General features: G+C 67.0%; 18 protein-coding genes. 10 read left to right on the plus strand and 8 right to left on the minus strand.

What is annotated here, in order from left to right:
* Nucleotides 1-213: 213 nt before the first annotated feature.
* The 5 genes from DFLDMN_RS30105 (at nt 214) to DFLDMN_RS30125 (ending at nt 6,087) form a co-directional block, all read left to right on the plus strand.
* Nucleotides 214-1,773 (plus strand): methyl-accepting chemotaxis protein, encoded by a 1,560-nt coding sequence (locus DFLDMN_RS30105; RefSeq protein WP_423199398.1) that lies wholly within the window; start codon nt 214-216, stop codon nt 1,771-1,773.
* A 131-nt stretch (nt 1,774-1,904) separates the two neighbouring features.
* Nucleotides 1,905-3,296 carry a dihydrolipoyl dehydrogenase gene (locus DFLDMN_RS30110; RefSeq protein WP_423199399.1) on the plus strand — a complete coding sequence of 464 codons (1,392 nt, stop codon included), beginning with the start codon at nt 1,905-1,907 and terminating at the stop codon, nt 3,294-3,296.
* A gap of 176 nt (nt 3,297-3,472) precedes the next feature.
* Complete coding sequence (locus tag DFLDMN_RS30115) at nt 3,473-4,672, plus strand: mechanosensitive ion channel family protein (protein WP_423199400.1); 1,200 nt, start codon at nt 3,473-3,475, stop codon at nt 4,670-4,672.
* 518 nt (nt 4,673-5,190) lie between these two features.
* Nucleotides 5,191-5,634: a ferric iron uptake transcriptional regulator gene (gene fur / locus DFLDMN_RS30120; RefSeq protein WP_423199401.1), complete on the plus strand. Its 444-nt coding sequence runs from the start codon at nt 5,191-5,193 to the stop codon at nt 5,632-5,634.
* Between the two features lie 144 nt (nt 5,635-5,778).
* A complete protein-coding gene (locus DFLDMN_RS30125) occupies nt 5,779-6,087 on the plus strand; it encodes a hypothetical protein (protein WP_423199402.1) in 309 nt (102 codons plus the stop codon).
* A gap of 39 nt (nt 6,088-6,126) precedes the next feature.
* On the opposite strand, the gene DFLDMN_RS30130 is transcribed toward DFLDMN_RS30125, so the two are convergent.
* The gene (locus DFLDMN_RS30130; RefSeq protein ID WP_423199403.1) at nt 6,127-7,056 is read right to left on the minus strand and encodes a DMT family transporter; all 930 of its coding nucleotides are present in this window, start codon (nt 7,054-7,056) and stop codon (nt 6,127-6,129) included.
* 533 nt (nt 7,057-7,589) lie between these two features.
* Here DFLDMN_RS30130 and DFLDMN_RS30135 point away from each other — a divergent pair.
* Entirely contained in the window at nt 7,590-7,913 is a 324-nt protein-coding gene (locus tag DFLDMN_RS30135; protein WP_423199404.1) for a PadR family transcriptional regulator, read from the plus strand.
* Between the two features lie 136 nt (nt 7,914-8,049).
* On the opposite strand, the gene DFLDMN_RS30140 is transcribed toward DFLDMN_RS30135, so the two are convergent.
* Together DFLDMN_RS30140 and DFLDMN_RS30145 are read right to left on the minus strand one after the other, a co-directional pair.
* Entirely contained in the window at nt 8,050-8,208 is a 159-nt protein-coding gene (locus DFLDMN_RS30140) for a hypothetical protein (RefSeq protein WP_423199405.1), read from the minus strand.
* A gap of 214 nt (nt 8,209-8,422) precedes the next feature.
* Nucleotides 8,423-11,281, minus strand: a complete 2,859-nt coding sequence (locus DFLDMN_RS30145; protein WP_423199406.1) for a bifunctional diguanylate cyclase/phosphodiesterase — start codon at nt 11,279-11,281, stop codon at nt 8,423-8,425.
* A gap of 341 nt (nt 11,282-11,622) precedes the next feature.
* Between DFLDMN_RS30145 and DFLDMN_RS30150 the strand changes: the two genes are divergently transcribed.
* The gene (locus tag DFLDMN_RS30150; protein ID WP_423199407.1) at nt 11,623-13,611 is read left to right on the plus strand and encodes a diguanylate cyclase domain-containing protein; all 1,989 of its coding nucleotides are present in this window, start codon (nt 11,623-11,625) and stop codon (nt 13,609-13,611) included.
* Nucleotides 13,612-13,701: 90 nt separating this feature from the next.
* On the opposite strand, the gene DFLDMN_RS30155 is transcribed toward DFLDMN_RS30150, so the two are convergent.
* A complete protein-coding gene (locus tag DFLDMN_RS30155; RefSeq protein ID WP_423200620.1) occupies nt 13,702-14,073 on the minus strand; it encodes a hypothetical protein in 372 nt (123 codons plus the stop codon).
* Between the two features lie 172 nt (nt 14,074-14,245).
* Here DFLDMN_RS30155 and DFLDMN_RS30160 point away from each other — a divergent pair, with 172 nt between their 5' ends.
* Together DFLDMN_RS30160 and fumC are read left to right on the plus strand one after the other, a co-directional pair.
* A complete protein-coding gene (locus DFLDMN_RS30160) occupies nt 14,246-14,596 on the plus strand; it encodes a four-helix bundle copper-binding protein (RefSeq protein WP_423199408.1) in 351 nt (116 codons plus the stop codon).
* 137 nt (nt 14,597-14,733) lie between these two features.
* Entirely contained in the window at nt 14,734-16,161 is a 1,428-nt protein-coding gene (fumC, locus tag DFLDMN_RS30165; protein ID WP_423199409.1) for a class II fumarate hydratase, read from the plus strand.
* A gap of 36 nt (nt 16,162-16,197) precedes the next feature.
* Here fumC and DFLDMN_RS30170 read toward each other — a convergent pair whose 3' ends face one another.
* Entirely contained in the window at nt 16,198-18,045 is a 1,848-nt protein-coding gene (locus DFLDMN_RS30170; RefSeq protein WP_423199410.1) for an OPT/YSL family transporter, read from the minus strand.
* A gap of 146 nt (nt 18,046-18,191) precedes the next feature.
* Nucleotides 18,192-18,920, minus strand: coding sequence for an SDR family oxidoreductase (locus DFLDMN_RS30175; RefSeq protein ID WP_423199411.1), 729 nt, complete (start codon nt 18,918-18,920; stop codon nt 18,192-18,194).
* 356 nt (nt 18,921-19,276) lie between these two features.
* On the opposite strand from DFLDMN_RS30175, the gene DFLDMN_RS30180 reads away from it, so the two are divergent.
* Nucleotides 19,277-20,212, plus strand: a complete 936-nt coding sequence (locus tag DFLDMN_RS30180; protein WP_423199412.1) for a 2-hydroxyacid dehydrogenase — start codon at nt 19,277-19,279, stop codon at nt 20,210-20,212.
* On the opposite strand, the gene DFLDMN_RS30185 is transcribed toward DFLDMN_RS30180, so the two are convergent.
* A complete protein-coding gene (locus DFLDMN_RS30185; RefSeq protein ID WP_423199413.1) occupies nt 20,205-21,548 on the minus strand; it encodes a sensor histidine kinase in 1,344 nt (447 codons plus the stop codon). The two genes, DFLDMN_RS30180 and DFLDMN_RS30185, sit on opposite strands and share 8 nt — an antisense overlap.
* Complete coding sequence (locus DFLDMN_RS30190) at nt 21,548-22,255, minus strand: response regulator (RefSeq protein WP_423199414.1); 708 nt, start codon at nt 22,253-22,255, stop codon at nt 21,548-21,550. The genes DFLDMN_RS30185 and DFLDMN_RS30190 overlap by 1 nt, the downstream gene beginning before the upstream one ends.
* Nucleotides 22,256-22,262: the final 7 nt, after the last annotated feature.

Below are 22,262 nucleotides of genomic sequence, written 5' to 3' on the forward strand. Positions count from 1 at the left end.
ACACCGCCGAGTCTACCAATCATGTGACGAAAAGTGCTGACCCACCCCCTCCTTTTGCGCACCCCACATCACACTTTCGGAATTCTGCGATCCCTCCGCCGCGAACGCGCGTTTCCCCTCATCAAGTTCACCCCAGGTACGCCGTTATGGCACGCATAGAGGGCAACCGTCGACATTGCCCCGCGGAACCATGGACACGGAGGAAACCACGTCATGCTGCAAAACCTGAGTCTGAGAAAGAAGCTGTTATTGCCCCTGGTGCTGAGCTGGGTCTGCCTGCTCGGCATCACGTTGTGGAACGCCTGGCAAATGCGCGAGCTGCGCATGCATGAGCGCCAGCTGGACCTGGAACACGTGACCGACACGGCGGTGTCGATCACCGCCGAATACGAGGGCCTCGCGCGCGCCGGCAAGTTGTCCGGCGAAGAGGCCCAGAAGCAGGCCCTCGACCGCCTGCGCGCGATGCGCTTCGGTGACGACGGCTACTTCACCCTCATGCGTTCCGACATGGTCGTGCTCATGCATCCGATCAAGCCGGAGCTGAACGGCAAGAACATGTCGGAGTTCAAGGACCCCAACGGCGTCTACCTGTTCCGCGACATCGCGCAGATCGGCAAGACCGCCGGCAAGGGCTTCGTCGCGTACCTCTGGCCCAAGCCCGGCGCCGATGCGCCGCAGCCCAAGCTGAGCTACGTCTACAACTTCAAGCCGTGGGACTGGAACTTCATCGGCGGTGTCTATACCGACGACATAGCGGCGGAATTCCGCGCCTCGCTGTGGAAGGCACTCGGCCTGCTGCTGGCGGTCGGTGCGCTGATGAGCGTGGTGATGATGCGCATTGCCTCGATCCTGCAGAAGCAGCTCGGCGGCGAGCCGACCACCACGTCGGAAATCGCCGCGCGCATCGCGCAAGGAGACCTCGCCTGCCATGTGGAGACGCATCCGGGCGATAGCGAAAGCGTGCTCTACAACATGCAGCAGATGCAGGTCCGCCTGTCCGGCGCGATCGGCACCATTCGCGGCTCGGCAGACTCGATTGCCAGCGCCGCCAAGCAGATTGCCGCGGGCAACGTAGACCTCTCGCGTCGCAGCGAGGAACAGGCCGCATCGCTCGAGCAGACCGCTGCCAGCATGGAAGAACTGACCAGCACGGTGCGCCAGAGCGCGGAGAACGCGCGCCAGGCCAGCCGTCTGGCCGAGGGTGCCTCGGAGATCGCCACCCGCGGCGGCGCCATCGTCGGCGAGGTGGTCGGCACCATGGGCGAGATCAAGGCCGCGTCCGGCAAGGTCGTGGACATCATCGGCGTGATCGAGGGCATCGCGTTTCAGACCAACATCCTGGCGCTCAACGCCGCGGTGGAAGCGGCGCGCGCCGGCGAGCAGGGCCGCGGCTTTGCGGTGGTGGCGGGCGAGGTGCGCAGCCTGGCGCAGCGCTCTTCGACGGCCGCCAAGGAAATCAAGGCACTGATCGGCAATTCCGCGCAACGCGTGGAGGACGGCGCCGTGCTGGTGGAAAACGCGGGTCAGGCCATGCAGGAGATCGTGCAGGCGGTCAAGCGCGTGACCGACCTGATGGGCGAGATGCGCGCGGCCACCGAAGAGCAGACCGGCGGCATCGAGCAGGTCAACCAGGCGGTGTCGCAGATGGACCAGATGGCCCAGCAGAACGCCGCCCTGGTCGAGCAAGCCACCGCCGCGGCGGCCTCGCTCGAAGACCAGGCCGATGCGCTGCACCGTGCCGTGGGCCAGTTCCGGCTCGCCGGCGCGATCTGACGCGCGGCACCCCTCCGGCGAGGGTTGAGACGTCCGAGCATAAACGTGCGCCGATCTGCGGCGGTATCGCGAGCGTGCGCACGTAGACTGCAGTCATCGGGTACGCTCCCAACGACATTCCCTCGCCAATCATGAACTCGCTCTACACAGACGTTGCCATCATCGGTGCCGGCTCTGCCGGCCTCACTGCCTACCGCGCGGCCATCGCCGCCGGCAAGCGCGCGGTCCTGATCGAGGGCGGCCCCTACGGCACCACCTGTGCCCGCGTGGGCTGCATGCCGTCGAAGCTGCTGATTGCGGCCGCCGAAGCCGCCCACTCGGCGCAACATGCCGGCGCGTTTGGCGTACGGGTGGCCGGCGTCGAGATCGATGGTCGCGCCGTCATGGCGCGCGTCCGCAGCGAACGCGACCGCTTTGTCGGCTTCGTGGTGGAAGGGGTGGAGGGCATCCCGGAAGCCGACCGCCTGCGCGGCTATGCCCGTTTTATCGACAATACGGTGCTCCAGGTCGGCGACGATACCGTCGTGCACGCCACGCGCGTGGTCATCGCCACCGGTTCCACGCCGGTCATTCCGTCGATGCTGCAAGGCCTTGGCGACCGCCTCGTGGTCAACGACGACGTCTTCGCCTGGGACGACCTGCCGGCGAGCGTGGCGGTGTTCGGCCCCGGCGTCATCGGTCTGGAACTGGGCCAGGCGCTCGCGCGGCTCGGCGTGCGCGTGCGCGTGTTCGGCCGCAGTGGCTCGCTGGGCTCGCTCACCGACCCCGCCATCCGGGCCGCCGCGGAAGCGATCTTCAAGCAGGAATTCGCGCTGGAGACGCGCGCGACGATTCATGCTGTGCAACGCGAGGGCGACGAAGTCGTGGTGACCTTTACCGGCGACGACGGCGCGCGAGCCACCGAGCGCTTTGCCTATGCGCTCGCCGCGACCGGCCGTGCCCCCAATGTCAAAGGTCTGGGCCTCGAGCACAGCGGGTTGACCCTCGATGCCGCCGGTGTCCCGGTGTTCGACCCGCGTACGCTTCAGGCCGGCACCGCCCCCGTCTTTATCGCCGGCGATGCCAACGACGTGCTGCCCCTGCTTCATGAAGCGGCCGACGAAGGCCGCGCCGCGGGCCACAACGCCGCCACCTGGCCCGACCTGACCCCGCTCTCGCGGCGCGCCCCGATCGCGGTGGTGTTCTCCGACCCCGGGATCGCACTCGTCGGCAAGCATTTCGACGAGCTCGCCGCGGACAGCCATGTGGTGGGCGAAGTCAGCTTCCACAACCAGGGACGCAGCCGCGTCATGCTGCAGAACCGTGGGCTGATGCATGTCTACGCGGACAAGGCATCGGGACGCTTCCTTGGCGCCGAGTGGATCGGGCCGCGTGCGGAACATATCGCGCATCTGCTGGCCTGGGCATACCAGCAGCAGCTGACGCTGGCGCAGATGCTGGCGATGCCGTTCTACCATCCGGTGGTCGAGGAAGGCCTGCGCACGGCGCTGCGCGATGCCGCGGCAAAGTTGAAGCCGGCTTGAAGCACACCCCGGCGGCGCAAGGAAGCGGCGGCATCCGCGTGCTTCCTTGCCGCGCCGCGGTATCTGGTGCGCCGCCGCACGGGGGCGCCTCATCCCGATGGCTGGGTCCGCCACGGCCACGGTAGCGCCACTGGCCCACTACAATACGGGCTGACCGACGGCTGCCGCGAGGAGCTATGTTCGCCGACATGTTCCGCATCGTGGAGGGCCCTGACGGCGCGCATCGGATCTTCGTGCATACGGACAGCCTGCTGGTGGCCATCGGGCTGGTGGCAGCGCTGCTGCTCTGCATCGTGTTGGCCAGCGTTGTCTGCTACGTGGTCACGCGCTTCGTGTTCCGGTGGGCCGTCCGTACGCTGGCGCGTGGCGAGCACCGCAAGTGGATACGCGCGGCCGAGCGGCACAAGGTGTTCGACCGGCTCGCGCTGATCGTGCCAGCGCTGATCGTCTACTGGTCGGCGCCGCTGCTTGCCGGCATTACGTTTCCGATGATCGCCCTGCTCGGCAAACCGGTCAGGGTGATCGCCGCCTGCTGCATGGTGATTGCGGCGCTGCGCGCGGGCTTCGCCTTCCTGGCGAGCATCGAGGATCGTTACGGTCATTTCCCGCATGCCAGCGAACGGCCGATCAAGAGCTTTCTGCAGGTCGCCACCATCGTGCTGTACCTGGTCGCCTTTATCGCGATCGTGTCGCTGGTGCTCGATCGCTCCCCCACCTACTTCCTGACCGGTGTCAGCGCGATGACCGCGCTGCTCATCATTGTCTTCCGCGATTCGTTGTTGGGCTTTGTCGCCAGCATCCAGCTGGCTGCCTACGACATGCTGCGCATCGGCGACTGGATCGAAGTGCCGGGCTACGTGGCCGATGGCGTGGTCACCGATATGTCGCTCAACACGATCAAGGTACGCAACTTCGACAACACGATCGTGACCTTGCCCAGCTACGTGCTGCTGACCAATGGCGTGCGCAACTGGCGCGGGATGGTCGAGTCCGGCGCACGGCGCGTGCGCCATGCCATTCCCTTCGATGCCGATAGCGTGCGCTTTTGCGACGAGGCGACGCTGTGCGCGCTGCGCATCCGCCCGGAACTGGCGGTGCCGCTCGGCGTCGCGACCGGCACCGAGCGCCTCACCAACCTTGGCATGCTGCGACGCTACCTGCTCGGCTACCTGCGCCAGCATCCGGCCGTCCGGCGCGACCTGCCTCTGGTGGTACGCCTGCTCCCCGCCAACGCTCATGGCGGCATTCCGCTGGACATCTTCCTGTACCTCGACGAGACCGCCTGGGAACCGTACGAACAGTTGCAGTCCGACCTGCTCGACCATGTCTACGGCGTGCTGCCGCTGTTCGGACTGCGGGTCTGGCAGAAGCGCTAGCCGCCGGTCCGCAGTGTGGCCCCATGCCCAGAGGGGTCATTGAAGTTGGCGCTTGTAATGAGATCGATTCGCATTTACACTGCGATCACTGTCTGGTTCACGACATCGGTCGCGGAGACAGTAACGAAGTTGCAGCATCGAAGTTGTAGCACCGAATCTCGGGGCGTTGCCGTGGCGGCGCCCGTTACCGACTTTTGTGGGGACCGCTCCGTCACGCGGAGCGTTTGGCAGTAGCCAGTCACCGGAAGATCGGGAAAGCATCCAGACCCCGCTTTCCCGATCGCGTCATCCGGTGGCAAGCCAGGCCGCCTTTTTATTCCGGGCGCCGTGACAGGACGGCGCACCGTCCGGGACGCGCAGGCATATGGCCCGCGTCCCGGACGCCCTTCCACCTGTCGTTCGCCTCCCAACCCGACTGGTCTCGACACGCCGCATGACGCCCGCCCCCGCCTGCGAGCACCGCAATGTGTGGACGACCGGCCGAACGCTAATACGCGCCGTCTGGCGCGAATCGCCGCATGTCACTGTCACCCGTGAGTTTCGATCCCCGTCTCAAGCATGCCGGACTCAAGGCCACCTCGCCCCGCATGCACGTGCTCGAGGTATTCCGCACCAGCGATCGCCGTCATCTCAGCGCGGAAGACGTCTATCGCATCCTGCTTAGCCAGGATGTGGACGCCGGCCTGTCGACCGTCTACCGCGTGCTCAACCAGCTGGTGCAGGCCAATATCCTGCTGCGTCACAGCTTCGAGGCCGATCATGCGGTGTTCGAACTCAACGAGGGAGGTCATCATGATCATCTGATCTGCGTGAACTGCGGACGCGTCGAGGAATTCCGCGACGAAAGCATCGAACGCCGGCAGCGCGAGGTAGCGGCGGACAACGACTTTGTCCTGCGCGAGCACATGCTGGTGCTGTACGGTCTATGCCCGGCCTGCAGGCCGCGCGCGACCGACGACTGAAGGCGGCCCGCTCGGCGGGGTACTTTCGTCGCGTGGCGACAACGTCTCTTACAGAAATCCCAAGGCTTGTTACAAACCCGCTAGAACGGTAATACGCCACACCGGTAGAGTAGAGGTACACCATTCACACCCCGGTGAACCTCCATGAACAAGCGCCCCCTTCTTGCTGTAGCCGTCATCGGTGCCGCCGCGTTCGCGGCGTCGACTTCCGCCCTCGCCCGCGTCGATGTGGACGTGAACATCGGCGCCCCGGCCCCGGTTTATGCGGCGCCGGCGCCCGTCTATGTCGCACCGGCGCCGGTCGTGGTGGCGCCGCCGCCGGTCGTGATCGGCTGGCATGGCGACCGCTATTGGGATGGCCACCGCTGGTACGGTCGGCGCGAATGGCATGATCGTGGCCGCCATTGGGACCACGGCCATCATGGCCATGGCCCCGATCACCACCATCACTGAGTCATGCGGTCCGATCCGCGGCCGCGCGGATCGGCGTGATCAGGAGCGCGCCGCTGCCGAGTTTTCCTTGGGGCCGGTGGATGTGGCCGGCGCGGCAGGCCGCAGCACCATCCACACCGCGCCGCCGATCAGGGCCATGCCGACGGCGTGTGCCGCGGACAGCGTTTCGCCCAGGAACATCCAGCCCCACACGATGCCGAATGGCGGAATCAGGAAGGTCACGGTCAGCGACCTCACGGGACCGATATCGGCGATCAGGCGGAAGTACAGCACGTAAGCGATCGCGGTACAGCCCGTGCCCAGCGCGAGCATCGCCAGCCATACCCCCGGCCCGGCCGCGGGCAACGTGTTGTCTCGCACCAGGGCGGCCACGCTGAACGGCAACAGCAACAGCGTCGCACCGATCATGCTGCCCGCCGCCACCAGCCGGTTATCGAGGCCGCCCTGGGCCGTGACCCAGCGGCGTGTCAGGAAGCCGGCGAGCCCATAGCAGAAGGTCGCCACCAGGCACGCACCCGCCCCCAGCAGGACACTCGGCGAAAAACTGACCGGACCGGTACGCGTCAAGACCGCCACCCCGGCGAGCCCGAGCACGACGCCGCCCGCCTTGGCCCGCGTCAGCCGCTCGGAGAAGAACACGGCACCGATCAGCACGCCCATCAACGGTGTCATCGCGTTGAAGATCGCCGAATAGCCGGCGGGCAGCCACAGTGCGGCCACCGCGTACATGACGAACGGAATGCCTGAATTGATTGCGCCGAGCACCAGCACCGGCCGCCACTTGCCACGCATCTCCCAGCTCACGCGCATCAGCGACAGGCACGCGACCAGCGTGACAGCACCGATCAGCACGCGGAAGAATGCGGTCGGCAGCGGCCCGAGTACCGGCGCGCCGATGCGGATAAACAGGAAACTTGCGCCCCAGATGGCGGACAGCACGAACAGGCGGGCAATATCGGAGGGCTTCATGAGGCGTTGGCGCAAACTGAAAACGTCGCGCCATGATTGTGGTGTAAACGAAACAGATTCCACCCACAGCGGCCGGAATCGGGTTTCGGCAAGAGGATGCGTGCGATTACAGCGGCTTTACAACGCGCCAGCAAGCCGCTTTCGGACATGCGGTCAAGCTCTCGGCACGCTCGCGATTCCCCGCGATCTACGCCGTTTCCTGCACGAAAGTGTGGCAAAAGCCACCCGTGTTGCATTTATGCCGCGCCGCGACCGCCATATCGCTTTGGGGATTACCCCCCCAATGAGGGGGTATCTAGCACAAGACGTGACACCGCGTATTAGATTCCTTTAAAATCTGCCCTGCGCCAGAGTTAATTGACCCCTCCGACGCATTCCCGACAAGCCGCCAGGCCCTCCTGGCGGCTTCTTTTTTTTGTGCGGCACGGGAATGGAGTATCGTACGCGACTGATGCAGTCGTGTGGGGGTGGGCCGGCTGCAAGTCTTGCGATCCGGCGTCAACCACCACCCCGTGCTTTGCGTTGCCTGCCTCATGAAACGACAGTTCCTTGGCCTGCTGGCCCGCGTCTATGTGATGCAATTCGCCATGGAGGTGCCCGCCACCGTGGCCATGCTCGCGGAAATGCTCATCGAGTATGGATTCCAGGTGGATATCGGCACCGTACGACCCCTGCTGCGCGCACTGCAGATGGAGGGTTACCTGGAGAGCGTACTGCGCGACGGTATCGGCCGCGTCTACCTGCTGACCGAACTGGGCCGCGAGGAGCTCGCCAACAGCCGCTCACGCATCGACGATCTTTACCGCCGCCTGCACAATCCCGACGGCGCGCAGGACGTCCCGGTCGGGCAGACCTGATTTCCGGACCTCATGCCAGCGGCGTGGATGACACACTCATCCATGCCGTTTTTCTTTACTGTCGCGGGGTCCATCGGCGTTCCGGCCGAAGCCAGGCCTAACTCCGTGCCGTACCCCCACCGTACCCGTTTCTGCGTCAGCCGAGCAGCACCGTACAGCTCACGAAGGACAGCCACAGATGCCGGCGCCCGCTCGGCGACAGGCGGTCCATCTGGTAACGCTCGATCGGCAGGTCTGCATGCGCGAGGCCATCCCGCAGGGCGCGCAGCACGCGCGCGACCATCGACTTGTTCATGTTGAATCGCCCAAAGTGAATCCGGCCCGATGCTTCCAGGTCCCGGCCCTGCCGCGCGATTCTGCCGATCGCATTGCGCAGGACCACCCCCGCTACACCACGCAGATTATTTTCGTTCTGGCGAGAAACAATCGGTCGAAGTGACGCCGCTTTTCGGGTCACAGCATGGGACCGTCGAATGTCCGGACAATGACAAGGGCCGCCGATCGTGTCGCTACACCACACCGGTATCGTGCACCGCGACGTCGAGTCCGCTGGCAAGGATCTCGCGCAGTCGGTCGAGTCCCACCGGCTGGCAGAACAGGAAACCCTGCACGGCGTCGCACCCCTCGTTGCGCAGCACGTCGAACTGCGCCTGCGACTCCACGCCCTCGGCCACCACCTGCAGGTGCAATTGATGGCCGAGCGCGATGATGGCCGCCGCCACCGCGCGGTCGTGCCCGGGCGAGGCGAGATCGTCGACGAACGATTTGTCGATCTTGAGCTTGTTGATGGGCAGGCGGGTCAGATAGCCCAGCCCGGAGTAGCCGGTGCCGAAGTCGTCGATCGAGAGACCCACGCCGAGCTTGCGGATCTGCCGGAAAGTCTCGATGGTGATATCGCCCCCGTCGACAAGAATGCCTTCGGTGACCTCGATGGTGAGGCTGCGCGGCGGCAGGCCGGCGGCCTCCAGGCAATGCATGACGGTGTTGGGGAAACCCGGCTGGCGCAGTTGCAGCGGCGAGATATTGACCGCGACATCGATGTCCCGGCCCGATTCCGCACGCAGGGACTGTATGTCGCGACAGGCCGTAGCGAGGATCCATTCGCCCAGTTGCCCGATCAGGCCGCACTGCTCCGCAATGGGAATGAACTCGGACGGTTGCATCACGCCCCGCTCGGGGGTCTCCCACGCAACCAGCGCTTCCACGCCGATGATCCGCCGCGTGCCGACCTCCACGATGGGCTGGTAGCGCAAGTGGAACTCGTGCTCGGCCAGCGCGCGCCGCAGCAGCGCCTCGATGGTAAAGCGCGTCAGCGATGCTTCCGCCATCTCGCTGGCAAAGCGGCGCAGTTGCGCGCGGCCGCCCTGCTTGGCCGCGTACATGGCGGAATCCGCCGACTTGAGCAGTTCGGTCAGCGAGTCGCCATCGTCCGGAAACACGGCCATGCCGAGCGATGGCGTAACGCGCAGCGGCTGTCCGGCCAGTTGCAGTTCTTCCGAAACGCGCGCCAGGATCTTCGATGCCGCCAGCTCGGCTTCGCTGTCATGGCGCAGATTGGCCAGCACGACCGCGAACTCGTCGCCGCCCATGCGCGCCACCACGTCACGCGGACGCACCGCGCCGCGAATGCGGTCGGCAATGGTGCGCAGCACGTCGTCGCCCACCGGATGGCCAAGCGATTCATTGATGTGCTTGAAGTGGTCCAGATCGAGCAGCAGCAACGCCACCCGATTGCCCTTGCGGCGCGCTTCCTGCAGCAGTGTCTCGGTGCGATCGTGCAGTTCGGTGCGGTTGGGCAGGCCCGTGAGCGCATCGTGCTGGGCGAGGTGGCGAATATATTCGTCCACGCGGCGCCGCTCGGTCAGGTCATGCGCGATCGCCAGGTACCCGCCCTCGCCGGGATGGGCGTCGGACATCGCGGTCACGGTCACATGCACCGGCAGGCGGGAGCCGCCCTTGCGCAGGTAGGTACTCTCGCGCTCGTCGGCGAGACCGAGGCGCGGCTTGGCCACCAGCGTTGGCAGGCCGGGCGCGACCGGCGTGCCGAGATCCTGCGACAGGTCCCGCGCGCGCGCCGCGAGTTCGTCGGGCTCGTAGAGGCTGGCGTACGGCATGCGCCCCACGAGTTCGCTCTCGCTGTACCAGAGCATGCGCAGTCCCGCGCGATTGATGCCGGTGATCATGCCCGCTTCATCGAAGGTCACCACGCAGAACGCCGCGTGGTCGAGCAGACGCACGTAGCGCGTGGCCGCTGCCGCGGCGTCCTGCTCGGCCTGGGCGAGCGCGGCGCGCAGACGTTCGGCTTCCTCGCGCCCGGACTGGCGGGCGCGCTCGGCGGTGGCGCGTGCCTCGCGACGCTGGCGCGCCAGCCAGCCGGCCAGCCAGGCCATCAGCGCGGTGGCCGGCGAGCCGAGCAGGAGCGCGCGGGCGCCGGCATGATCACGGTGCGTTGCCTCGAAGGCAGGCCGCGTGGCGGCATGCAGGGTCCAGGTCGCGCCACCGAACTGCAGCTGGCGCTCGGCCTCGAGCATCGGCCGGCGGCCATCGTCGCGACGCTCGCCGTCGGTACCGTCGCCGGACAGCAGCGCCCCGTCCGCTTTCGACACGCCTTCATAAAGGGAGAGCACGAGTTCGCCGGCGGCCGGCGCCGACACGCCTCGGATCAGATCGCCAAGCCGCAAGGTGGCATATACATAGCCGCTGACGGCAGCGCGCCGCTCGTCGCGCGTGGCCGCGGGCATGCCGGCGGGAAAGACCGGCACGTAGATGATGGCGCCGCGCTGGTGGTTCTGCGCTTCCACTTCGCGCACCAGTTCCAAACCGTGCGTCAGGGTGGCATGGCCGGTGTCCCGCGCGGTCTCCATCGCGGCGCGGCGCGACGCGTCGCTGAGCATGTCGTAGCCGACGGCGCGCGCATTGCGCCCGGCAAAGGGCTCGACATAGACGATGGGCGCGTAGAGGGGCCGCTCACCGGCGGGATGGATGTCGAACTCGCCGAGGTCATCGGCTCGCATCGACTCGACCAGTGCCGGCACGTCGGCCGGCACGACCAGCCGGGCATAGCCGATCGACAGCGTACCGGGTGGCAACTCGTCGAACTGCGCGGTGTAGACGTAGCCGCGCCATTGCGCGCGGGTGGTGCCCGGATCGGCCGCCATCAGCGCCGCCGCGCCACGCAGCAGCCGTTCGTTTTCCTCGAGCCGGCCCTGCAGCGCATCGGCGGTGCGGTCGAGCATGGCTGCCACGTCCTGGCGCGCCACCTGGTATTCGAGGTGGTTGGCCTGCCGCCACGCGGCGGCCGTCAGCACGGTGCCGCCCGCGGCGACCAGCAGCGCAAGCAACGCGGGCGGGAGGGACGGCAATGTCATGGGCAGGAGATGGGGGCGACAGGATGCGGCAGCGCGCCCCTGCACAGCGGGCTCGATCTCGGCTGTCGGTGGGCCGATTCGACGCGACGGCGCACTATACCGTGCCGCCCGCACGGCCGACAGTGCCGCGCCGCACACAGGTCACATCGGCGTGGCTACCCCCCGGGCGATGTCGCGCAACCGTGCTTGTCAAATCCGGATTCCCCGGCTGCCGGTGCAGCGACGGGCGTGCTACCGTTGCGGCTGGCTTGCATGCCGGGAGTCTTCGTTGCGCCGCGATCTGGCGTCCGCGGCGTTCCGTGGCTCCCCGCGCGGCATCTTCGGATGGCCCCACTCGTCACATGCCTCGTTTGCTGCCTTCCTTGAAAGCGCGTATCGCGCTCATGACCACGGCGCTGGTCGCCGTCTTCGGCGCCGGCATCGTGCTCGGTTCGCTGTACTTCGCCCATCGCGACCTGCGCGAGGCGCTGCGCAACCAGCAGGACTCCACCGTGCGCCTCTCCGCCGACCAGCTCGACGCAGCCATGGAGGATCGCATCGCGCTGCTCGGCCACCTCGCGCCGCAACTGCGTGACATCCTGCAACAAGCCAATGGCCATTCCCGCTCGCCGCTCGTCGGCAGGCAGCTTGCGGACCTCCTGCAGCGCTCGGTGCCGATGCCGGCCGCGTTCAACTCGGTGGTCGTGGCCGATGCGCAAGGCCGCATCGTCACACCGACCAAGGTGCCGTTCGAGGTCTCGGACCGGGGCTACTTCCGCGAGGTCGCGCGCACGCATATGCCCGTGGTCACGGCACCGATCCGGGCGCGCAGCACCGGCGCCAGCGGCGTGCTGGTGGCGGTGCCCATCCTCGCGGACAGCGGTGCCTTCCTGGGCTTGGCGGGAGGCTGGCTCGACCTGACCAGCCTGAACTTTCTCGTCGAGCTCTCGCATGTCCGGCTCGGCAATACCGGCTTCTACTGCCTTGTTTCCGCCGGTGCCGAACCGGTCTATGTACAGCACCCCGACCCGGCCCAGCGCCAGCAGCCCGCGCGCGCGGTCAACGATACGTGTGGCGTCGACGACGGCGCCGCGCTGTTCGAGTTCCTGATGCCGACCCGCCCGATCATCGCGCGCTACCTGATGGCGACGACCGGTTGGGAACTGGTGGCCGTCCTCCCCGCGCAGGAAGCCTTCGCACCGCTGCGTCAGATGCAGCGCCGCTTCGTGCTGATGTCGGGGCTCGCGCTGGTGGTCGTCACCGCGCTGATCTGGCTGGCGGTGCGCCGCCTGCTGGCGCCGCTGTCGCGACTGCATCAGGTGGTCAGCGACAGCGCCGGCGACGCGTCCGCCTTCGAACGGCTGCCGCAGCGGCAGCACCGCGACGAAATCGGCGACGTCACGCGCGCGTTTATCGGGCTCATGCGCGACATTCGCGAGCGCCGCCAGCAACTCGCCCTCAGCGAGCGACGCCTGCGCGCGGTCACCGATACGCTGCCCGCACTGCTCTCGTTCATCGATACCGGCGAGCGCTACGTGTTTGCCAACATCGCCTACGAGCGCGCCTTCGGCATACCGGTGGACCGCATTCGCGGCATGACCGTGCGCGAGCTGCTCGGCGAGACACGCTACGCGCGGGCGCGCCCGTACCTGCTGCAGGCGCTCGCCGGCAAGGTGGTGAGCTTCGAGGCCGAGTATCCCGATCCCGCGCCGCACTGGATGGAGACGAGCTTCCGGCCCGAATGGAACGAAGACGGCACCGAGGTGGTGGGCGTCCATATCCATGTGCAGGACATTACCGAACGCAAGGTCGAAACCCTGCGCCTGGCGCGCATGTCCCAGATCGACCACCTCACGCAACTGTACAACCGCAGCGCGTTCGAGTCGCACCTGCTCGCCGCGATGGAACGTTGCCGCGCGAGCCGACACCTGATGGCCCTGCTCTTTCTCGACATGGATCGCTTCAAGGCCGTCAACGACAGCCACGGCCATGCGGTGGGCGACCAGTTGCTGCAGGCATTCGCGCAGCGCCTGCGCCGCTGCGTACGCGACACCGATACCGTGGCGCGCCTCGGTGGCGACGAGTTTGCGGTCATTCTGGAAAGCATCGAGAGTCCGGCCAACGCCTGCCGCGTGGCGGAGGCGATTCTGCAAGCGGTCGGCAACGGCTTTGCGTTCGAGGGCGTGCAGGCCGATGTCGACGTCAGCATCGGCATCGCGCTGTATCAAGGCGGCGCGATGCGCGACGACGAACTGTCGCGCGCCGCCGATGTGCTGCTGTATCGCGCCAAGACATTGGGCCGCGGCCGCTACGAAATCGGTCCACCGGAGCTGCTGCAGGTGACCTTTTGACGGCCCGGGCCCCCGCTGACGCGCTGGCGCCCCTGCTGCTTTCAGCGCCGAAAGCAGCAGGGGCGGACCACGCGGCAACGCCGCGCGGCCTTAGTGCTGCGTCGAATCGTCCGCGGCATCGGACGCCTGCGGGGCCGACGCGTCGAACGCCACGTGCCGCCCGTCGGCGTGCTGGTAGCCGAGCTTGGTGCCTTCGCCCATCATCTTTTCGTAGGCCAGCATCGCTTCAGCCACGGCATTCGGCTCGCCTTTGAACACGAGCACATCGTTGCCACAGTTCGGACATTGACCCCCGAAGATTGCGTCGATACCGCGCAGGCCCGGCGCCTCGAGTGCCTCGAAGTCGTGGAAGGCGGTCTTGCACGCGCCGCATACCAGCTGTGCGGGCCGCAGTGCCTCCACCTTTGCCCGTGCTTGCTGCGCCCGTTCTTCCGGCGTTCCGCGCTGTTTTGCTTCACCCATGATATCTATCCCTATCTGCGGCCGACTTCCGTCAAACCAAGCTAATTTATCGCGAACGTCATGCATCCGCGTCTCGGTGTTCGCCGCCACGTCCGCACCTTTGCCCACCGGCTGCTATTGTGGAGAGACGCCGTTCCGCGGCTCACCCCTAGGACCCAAGGAGGACTTACCGATGATTCGCCCTACCGTGCAGGAGAACTTTGCCCGTTACGCCGACTGCATCGCCGCCTGCAATGCCTGCGCCGCCGCGTGCCTCAAGTGCGCCGCCGCATGCCTGGAAGAACCCGACGTGCGCAAGATGACGCGCTGCATCGCGCTCGACATGGATTGCGCCGGCATCTGCAACCTTGCTGCATCGTACATGCTTCGCAACAGCGAGTTTGCGGCGCTGGTGTGCGAGGACTGCGCCGAAGTCTGCAAATGGTGCAAGGAGGAGTGCGAACACCACGATGCCGCGCATTGCCAGGAATGCGCCAAAGCCTGCGCCGCCTGCATGGAACTCTGCCTGAAAATGACCGCGTAAATATGTCCGCCCGGTAACGATGCCCCAGCTTAACGCATGACGGTAGCAGGGGCATCGCGCGCAAGTGCGGCGGCGGCGACACAAGGCGGCTATTCTAGTGAGCTCTGTCGCCCCCTCTCTGAAACTGGAGTCAGCTCATGTCCGCATCCTCCTCGTTCGCCTCGTCCGCCGCATCCGCCGCCACTCGTATCGAGAAAGACAGCCTGGGAGATGTCCCGGTCCCTGCCGATCACCTGTGGGGTGCGCAGACCGAACGTTCGCGTCAGAACTTTCGCATCGGCATCGAGAAGATGCCGCCCGCGCTGATCGAGGCGTTCGCCGTGCTGAAACTGTGCGCCGCGCGCGCCAATCGCGATCTCGGCGTACTCAAGCCAGAGCTCGCGGGTGCCATCGAGCAGGCGGCCGAGGAAGTCATCGCCGGCAAGTGGCCCGATGAGTTTCCGCTGTCGGTCTGGCAGACCGGATCGGGCACGCAGACCAACATGAACCTCAACGAGGTGATTGCCAACCGTGCGATTCAGATACTGGGCGGCGAAGTCGGCAGCAAGAAGCCGGTCCATCCCAACGATCATGTGAACGCCAGCCAGTCGTCCAACGACAGCTTTCCGACCGCGATGCATATTGCCGCCACGCGCGCAATCCAGCAGAAGCTGCTGCCCGCGCTCGAACAGTTGCAACAGACCTTTGCGCGCAAGGTGGAAGCGTTTGCCGATATCGTCAAGGTGGGCCGCACCCACCTGCAGGATGCCGTGCCGCTCACGCTGGGGCAGGAATTCTCGGGCTACATGACGCAGGTGGCCGATGCGCAATCGCGCCTGCAGCAGGCCATGCTGCGCGCCATGCCGGTGCCGCAGGGTGGCACCGCGGTCGGTACCGGCCTGAATTCGCCCGATGGCTTCGCCGCCGGCTTCGCGCGTGCGCTGGCGGACTATACCGGCCTGCCGTTCGAGCCCGCGCCCAACCGTTACGCGCTGCAGGCCGCGCACGATGCGCTCGCCGACCTGTCCGGGGCGATGAACACCACCGCGTCGTCTTTCCTCAAGATCGCGCGCGACTTCATGCTGCTGGGTTCGGGCCCGCGCGCCGGCTTTGCCGAGCTGATCCTGCCAGCCAACGAGCCGGGCTCCTCGATCATGCCCGGCAAGGTCAATCCGACCCAGGCCGAGGCCCTGGCGATGGTGTGCTGCCGCGTGATCGGCAACCATACCACCGTGACGCTGGCCAACAGCCTTGGCACGCTGGAACTCAACGCCTACAAGCCCGTGATCATTTACAGCGTGCTGCAGTCGGTGACGCTGCTGGCCGATGCGGCAGCGAGCTTTGCCGAGCATATGGTGGAAGGCGTCGAACCCGATCGCGCGCGCATCCAGGAACTGCTCGAACGCTCCCTGATGTCGGTGACCGCGCTCAACCCGCATATCGGCTACGACAAGGCGGCGGAAATCGCCAAGCTGGCGGTGAAGCAAAACCTGTCGCTGCGCGAGGCGGCGATTGCCTCGGGGCACGTCGATGAAGCGCAGTTCAACCAATGGATCGACTTCAAGGGCATGACCCGGGAAGTCTGATCCAGCGCGCAGGGCGCGACGGCGTAGCGCCAGCGCCTAGCCGGCCATTGCCGCAAGCAGCCCGGCCATGCCGATCGCCAGCGCCGCCAGCGCGTCGCCGGCGATCAGGCCACCGCCCACCAGCGAGGTGGTGGTCATATCCTCGGGCAGCGACCGGTCGTCACGGCGGGTGGCATAGTGGTCCACCACAGTGGCCACCACGCCGCCCGCCGCGAACCACGCCGCGGCCGACAGATGAACGAAGCCGCCAAACGACGAAGCATAGGGCGACGGCAAGATCGCCGCATCGAGCGCGAAGTCGCATATCCTGCCCGCGCGGCGCGCCGCCACCAACCGCTGCCAGCGGGTGGAAGCGCGGATGACCTTGCGCAGGATCTCCGTCACGAGCCCGATGCCCACGCCGATCCACACTGCCAGCCGCTGATAGGGTCGATCCTCGGTCAGGCTGCGTAGCGCGCCGACGATCTTGTAGGTCATAGCCGAGGTCCAGCGTGCCGGTTGCTGATCGGCGGAGAGCATGGTCTGGTCGAGGCGCAGCACCGGATACGCGCCGATGAACAGCCGTGCCAGCCAGACCGCCAATACGGCGCCGACCACGATGCCGGCCACCTGATACCAGAACTGCGTGGTGCGATCGGTGCCGAGCCGCCAGCCCGTGGAGCGGTCCTGCTGCATGTCGCAGGCTTCGGCAGTGGAGACCAGCAGCACGGTGGCGGCGATCAGACCCACATGGGGCTGCTTGAGACCCACCGCCGCCATCAGGATCACGGTCAGCACGAACGCCGACGAGATCGGATTGGAATCGACCATGCCGACCGAGATGCCGTTGACCAGCGCAAAGACCAGCACCAGCAGCACGGCCATCAGCTGATAGCCTACCGGCTGCTGGAACCAGACGACGCCGGCCGCCACCACGGCGGCACCCCAAACCGTCACCCACGTGACGACCCAGCGCGTCGGCAACGAGCGCGGGGAACGGATGGCATTTGCCGCGGCGGTGCCGCCCGCGTCAATGCCGGTGGTGGGATGGGCCCCGATGCCGGTATGGATGGCGGGTTCGACGCCACGCCGCGCGCGCCATGCGCGCGCCAGCAACAGCGACACATCGACCCCGGCGGCGCCCAGGATCATCCCCAGCGCGATCAGGAAGGTGATCTTGCGATAGGGATCGCCCGGCGCGAGCCATCCGATCGTCACGAAATACGGTGTCAGCAGCCATCCGGCCAGCCCGCCGGTCAGCGCCGCCAGGCCGATGCGCGCGCCGACGATCATGCCGGCGCCAAAGGTCGAGGCGGAGAAGTCGATCGCACCGAGCCATGCGATCCGCGCCGAACCGAGACCGGCCAGCACGCCAAGCCCCATGCCACCCGCCAGCCTTGCCACCGAGCGGCGCAACAGCACGGGGTCGGTCAGCGCGCGCAGGATATTGGCGACCGCGAGCCCCGACGGAAAGGTCAACTGCATGCGGTCCACCAGCAACGGCGTATAGAGCATGCCCACTCCGACACCGAACATGCCGATACACAGCATGTAGCCGACCAGTTGCCATAGCGGCGGCTCCGCCAGTCCCATCCATGCCATCGCCTGGATGACCACCGCCATGCCGCCCATGCCGGCGACGGACGCCGCCGCGGTCTGGATGTAGTTGGCGCCATGCCGCCCTGCCGCGCCATAGCCCACGGTCACGGCTGAACCCAGAATGCCCGCCAGCACCTGCCCGCCGACAAAAAAGCCGAGGGACAAGTTCATATAGGCCGCCGCCACGCCGCCGAGCGGCCCGAGCACCAGCATCCCGGCGGCCCCGAGCAGCACGTGGTAGCGCCAGGTGCCGGGGGCCGGCAGCCAGCGCCAGCGCGGGGTCGATGAGGTCAGCGTGGAAGACATGGCGGAAGGATACGGGAACCATGACCCCGGCGCGACCTGGAACGTACCCGTTTCTGCGTACCGTGCCAGCCGCGCGCGCCGCACGGCGTACCCGATTCTGCGTATGCGTCCGCCGTGTCGGCCGCGGCCGCCGACGCGCCAATACCTCAGCCGATGGACCCGCCGCCATCGACCAGCACCGTGCTGCCGGTCGCAAACGGGGTGCCCGCCAGATACAGGATCGCGTTGGCCACATCCTCGGGCTGACCCACACGCCTGGCCGGCAGGTTCGCGGCGGCGCCTTCGTACATGGACTGGCGAGCGCCGGCTTCGAGCTTGTCCCACAGCGGCGTGGCGATCAGTCCGGGCGATACGGTGTTGACGCGGATCGGCGACAGCTCGAGCGCAAGGCCGCGGCCAATGGCTTCAACAGCCGCGTTGATCGCGCCCTGCAGTACCGAGCTCTTGCTCGGACGCGTGGCCAGGAAGCCCGACACCAGCGTGAGCGATCCGCCCTCGCGGAACTGCGCCGCGCGGGCCACGCGGTAGGCGCCCCAGAACTTGCTGTTGAATGCGGCATAGGCATCCGCCAGCGGCAGCGTGCGAACCTGGCCAGTGGGCGTCTGCGCGGCCGACACGACGATGTGGTCCCACGGTTGGCTCGCGGCAAAAAAGCGCGCGACCTGGTCGTCGTCGGTGGTGTCGAGCATGGCGCCCGTGACGGTGCCGCGTGCGCCTTCGCTGGCGGTAGCGACCGCGGCCGCGACCTTGTCGCCATTGCGCGAGGCAATGGTCACGTCGGCGCCATGGCCGGCAAACGCACGCGCGGCGGCGAGGCCGATACCGGAACTGCCGCCGACGACAAGCACGCGGCGCGAGGAAAAATCGGGAAACATGGGCAGCTCCTTGCTGGATACGATCGAGAAAAAGGAAAAGCCGTGATGGCCATCCGGCGCAATACCGACGCAATCCCGGCAATACCGGCAATACCGTCACCATATCGCCGTCAGTATGCGCACATGAATGTCACCGCGGCAGGTGCACCCATTATGGGCACCACCGCCTTCCGGATCATGGGGGTGCCGTCGAAATCAATGTTGGCCGCAATTTGATAATGCGTGCCCGAGCGCCGCCGACATGCATGCGGCATTTTGCCCACGGGGCTAGAATGGCGCGTCCCGGCCTACCGTATTGCCTGGTTTTCCCTTCCTCTCCTTCCTGTCCCTTCCTTTCGCCTCGCGCCCCGCATGTCATGAAGCCCGCCCTGCTTATCCTGATCCAGTTGGATTCCGAGCATCTCGCCCGCATCGGCGAGCACTATGCGATCCGCTATGCCCCGACCACTGCTGGCCGCGTGGCCGAAGTGGCCACCCATGGCGCAACGTTTCGTGCCGTCCTGACCAATGGCACCACCGGTCTGACGGCCGAAGAGATCGACGCCATGCCGGAGCTGGAACTGGTCTGCGCACTCGGCGCGGGTTACGAGAACATCGATATCGCGCACGCGCGTGCGCGCGGCATTGCGGTGGGGAACGGGGCCGGCACCAACGACAGCTGCGTGGCCGACCATGCCATGGCGCTGCTGCTCGCCACGGTGCGGCGCGTGCCGACGCTCGACCGTGCCACACGCGACGGCATCTGGCGCAACGTGCTGCCGTTGCCGCCCAATGTTTCCGGCAAGAAGCTCGGCATCGTCGGCCTCGGCACCATCGGCCGCCGCATCGCCCAGCGCGGCGCCGCCTTCGATCTGGAAGTTGGCTATCACAACCGCCGGCCGCGTGAAGGCGTGGCGTACCGCTACTTCGACAGCGTGATGGCGCTCGCCACGTGGGCCGACTACCTCGTGATCGCGACCCCGGGCGGCAGCGAGACACGTCACCTCGTCAGTACCGAAGTGCTGCGCGCGCTGGGGCCGCAGGGTTTTCTGGTCAATATCGCGCGCGGCAGCGTGGTCGATACCTCGGCGCTGGCAGAGGCCCTGCAGGCCCGCGAGGTCGGCGGTGCCGGCCTCGACGTTTACGAAAGCGAACCGGCCCCGCCGGTGGAGTTGTTCGACTGTCCCAACGTCGTGCTGACACCGCACATGGCAGGCTGGTCGCCGGAGGCCATTACCGCTTCGATCGACCAGTTCCTGGAAAACGCGCGCCGGCACTTTGCCGGCGAACCGCTGGTGGCGCCCGTCAACTGACGCGCGCAAGCGGAAACGTCACGCGCACACGCAGGCCCGGCACGGCATCCTCGAGCGCCACGCGCGCGCCGTGGCTCTGCGCGATTTCCGCGACGATGGCCAGACCCAGGCCGCTGCCGCCGGTCGGCGCTTCCGGCAGGCGGTAGAAACGGTCGAATACGCGTGCGCGTTCGGCCTCCGGAATGCCAGGGCCATTGTCCTGCACCACCAGCTCCACGTGGCCCGCGCTGTCGTGTCCCACTCGCACGTCGACGCGGCTGCCGCGCGGGATATAACCGAGGGCGTTGTCGACGAGATTGGTCAGCAGGATGCGCAGTGCGTCGGCATCGCCCTGCACGACCACGGCAGCGTCGCCAGCCGACTCCAGGCCAAGGTCCACGTCGCGATCGATGGCGGCCTGCGACATTTCACCCACCACCTGTCCAGCCAGCGCGTGCAGGTCGACGGCTTCGTGCGCGGGCACCGCGGCGCCCGGCTCCTGCCGCGCCAGCGTCAGCAACTGCGCCACCAGGTGGGTCAGCCGTTCCAGTCCCGCGCGCAGCTGCGCCACCGCCTCCTGCCGCGCCATGGCGTTGTCGGCACGCTCCACCAGTTGCGCCTGCAGTTGCAGCGCCGCCAGCGGCGTGCGCAATGCATGCGCGGCATCGGCGACAAAAGCGCGCTGCGTGTCGATGGCATGCTCGAGCCGCGCCAGCAGCTGGTTGAGCGCATGCGTGACGGGAGCGATTTCATCCGGCATCGGGCCAAGCGCGAGCGGCGTCAACGTGTTGGCATCGCGCGCGCGCACCTCGCTGGCAATCTCGCGCAACGGACGCAGGCCGCGTCCCACCGCCATCCATACCAGCCATCCCAGCAGCGGCAGCAACAGCAGCAGCGGCGCCACCGTACGCAACGCCATATGCGCAGCCAGCGTGCGGCGCGCGCTGAGCGGCTGCGCGATCTGTACCACCGCGGGTCCCAGTTGCACGCTGTAGATGCGCCATTCGCCCTGGTCGGTGCGGACATTGGAGAAGCCGAGTTCCGCGCGTGGCGGCAACGCCGGATGCGAGTGCGACAGGTAGAGGCTGCGTCCCGATCCATCCCAGATATGGATCACGACATCTTCGTCCCCATGCAGCAGATCCGCGCCGGTGCCGTTGATCGACGGGTCGAATGGTGGCTGGACGGGATTGCTGAACTGGCTTGGCAGCGCGGCCGCCACCTGCTTCATCTGGTAGTCGAACAGCGCATTGGCCTCCTGCCGCGCCTGCCCGTAGATCAGCGCGGTGGCGATCGCAATGCCCGCGAGCAGCCCCAGCGCGAGCCACCACAGCAAGGTTCGCTGAATCGATCGCATCAGGCCGTGCTTCCTTCGTCGAGTTGGGGGACCACATACCCGACCCCGCGAATATTGCGGATCAGGGTCGCGCCGAACTTCTTGCGCAGCGCGTGAATATAGACCTCCACGGTATTGCTGCCGACTTCGTCATCCCAGCCATAGAGGCGCTCCTGCAACTGCGCCACCGACCACACCTTGCCGGGGCGCGCCATCAGCGCCGACAGCAGTGCGAATTCGCGCGCCGACAGCTTGACCGGTTCGTCGGCCTGCGTCACCTCGCGCGTCGACGGATTGATCACGATCGTGCCATAGCGCAGCAGCGGCTCCGCGCGCCCTTCCGCGCGGCGTGCCAACGCGTGCATGCGTGCCGCCAGCTCCAGCAGGTCGAACGGCTTGACCAGATAGTCGTCGGCGCCCGCATTGAGCCCGGCCACGCGATCCGCCACCGCGTCGCGCGCGGTCAGGATCAGCACGGGCGTGCGGATATTGCGCGTGCGCAGCGCGCGCAGGACTTCCAGGCCGGATTTCTTCGGCAGACCGAGGTCGAGCAGGATGAGGTCGTAGCAGCCGCCCTCGCCTCCGGCGCCCGGTGCGGCAGTTCCCGACGCCGCATCGAGGCCGGCCTCCCCGTCGCGCACCCAGTCGAGGGTGAAGCCTTCCTGGCGCAAGGCAACCTTTACGCTTTCGCCGATCATGGCGTCGTCTTCGACCAGCAATACACGCATGTTGTCA

The organism is Cupriavidus sp. H19C3 (genome assembly GCF_049393815.1).
Lineage (GTDB): Bacteria > Pseudomonadota > Gammaproteobacteria > Burkholderiales > Burkholderiaceae > Cupriavidus.

Bases quoted from the DNA above. Each gene is read 5' to 3' on its own strand.
- DFLDMN_RS30145 (WP_423199406.1), bottom strand. From the start codon at position 11,281: ATGACATTGCCGTCCCTCCCGCCCGCGTTGCTTGCGCTGCTGGTCGCC.
- DFLDMN_RS30185 (WP_423199413.1), bottom strand. From the start codon at position 21,548: ATGCGATCGATTCAGCGAACCTTGCTGTGGTGGCTCGCGCTGGGGCTG.
- DFLDMN_RS30140 (WP_423199405.1), bottom strand. From the start codon at position 8,208: ATGAACAAGTCGATGGTCGCGCGCGTGCTGCGCGCCCTGCGGGATGGC.
- DFLDMN_RS30155 (WP_423200620.1), bottom strand. From the start codon at position 14,073: ATGGGTGAAGCAAAACAGCGCGGAACGCCGGAAGAACGGGCGCAGCAA.
- DFLDMN_RS30115 (WP_423199400.1), top strand. From the start codon at position 3,473: ATGTTCGCCGACATGTTCCGCATCGTGGAGGGCCCTGACGGCGCGCAT.
- fumC (WP_423199409.1), top strand. From the start codon at position 14,734: ATGTCCGCATCCTCCTCGTTCGCCTCGTCCGCCGCATCCGCCGCCACT.
- DFLDMN_RS30190 (WP_423199414.1), bottom strand. From the start codon at position 22,255: ATGCGTGTATTGCTGGTCGAAGACGACGCCATGATCGGCGAAAGCGTA.
- DFLDMN_RS30135 (WP_423199404.1), top strand. From the start codon at position 7,590: ATGAAACGACAGTTCCTTGGCCTGCTGGCCCGCGTCTATGTGATGCAA.
- DFLDMN_RS30105 (WP_423199398.1), top strand. From the start codon at position 214: ATGCTGCAAAACCTGAGTCTGAGAAAGAAGCTGTTATTGCCCCTGGTG.
- DFLDMN_RS30125 (WP_423199402.1), top strand. From the start codon at position 5,779: ATGAACAAGCGCCCCCTTCTTGCTGTAGCCGTCATCGGTGCCGCCGCG.
- DFLDMN_RS30175 (WP_423199411.1), bottom strand. From the start codon at position 18,920: ATGTTTCCCGATTTTTCCTCGCGCCGCGTGCTTGTCGTCGGCGGCAGT.
- DFLDMN_RS30110 (WP_423199399.1), top strand. From the start codon at position 1,905: ATGAACTCGCTCTACACAGACGTTGCCATCATCGGTGCCGGCTCTGCC.
- DFLDMN_RS30160 (WP_423199408.1), top strand. From the start codon at position 14,246: ATGATTCGCCCTACCGTGCAGGAGAACTTTGCCCGTTACGCCGACTGC.
- DFLDMN_RS30150 (WP_423199407.1), top strand. From the start codon at position 11,623: ATGCCTCGTTTGCTGCCTTCCTTGAAAGCGCGTATCGCGCTCATGACC.
- DFLDMN_RS30130 (WP_423199403.1), bottom strand. From the start codon at position 7,056: ATGAAGCCCTCCGATATTGCCCGCCTGTTCGTGCTGTCCGCCATCTGG.
- DFLDMN_RS30180 (WP_423199412.1), top strand. From the start codon at position 19,277: ATGAAGCCCGCCCTGCTTATCCTGATCCAGTTGGATTCCGAGCATCTC.
- fur (WP_423199401.1), top strand. From the start codon at position 5,191: ATGTCACTGTCACCCGTGAGTTTCGATCCCCGTCTCAAGCATGCCGGA.
- DFLDMN_RS30170 (WP_423199410.1), bottom strand. From the start codon at position 18,045: ATGTCTTCCACGCTGACCTCATCGACCCCGCGCTGGCGCTGGCTGCCG.